At 67.8% G+C, this 373-nt stretch carries 1 protein-coding gene; it reads left to right on the forward strand.

What is annotated here, in order from left to right; genetic code table 11:
• A partial coding sequence (locus AB4Z35_RS31205; RefSeq protein WP_442101324.1) for a hypothetical protein occupies positions 1-373 on the forward strand: 373 nt, incomplete at both ends.

Genomic DNA, 373 nt, shown 5'->3' on the forward strand with positions numbered 1-373 from the left:
GGGGTGCTGCGCGTCGCCGTGACACTGACGGTGCCGCGCGACGGCAAACCATTGAAGGCCGTCACCGGTTACGTGGACGTGCTGTTCCGCCTGGACGACAGCGTCGTAACCCCACAGCCAGCCAGCGGGGAGCCGCGCCTCGCGCCATACACCTGTACCCGGATCCGGCGAGGGCCGCAGCGCTCCATTCCCGATGCCGGCCTGGCCACGGCGCGCCAGGCCGGTAACCCGCCGCTGGACGTGCGTCGCGCGCTGGCTGCCGATGAAGGCAACCGCTTCGTCTGGCAATGGCGGGTGCCCTATTTCTACTGCCACTTCAACGATCGCCTCCAGCATTCGGGCTACCTGAGACTGATGGAGGAGGTGCTGGATC

Origin of the sequence: Pseudomonas sp. KB_15, assembly GCF_052114525.1 — a bacterium.
Classification (GTDB): Bacteria; Pseudomonadota; Gammaproteobacteria; order Pseudomonadales; family Pseudomonadaceae; genus Aquipseudomonas.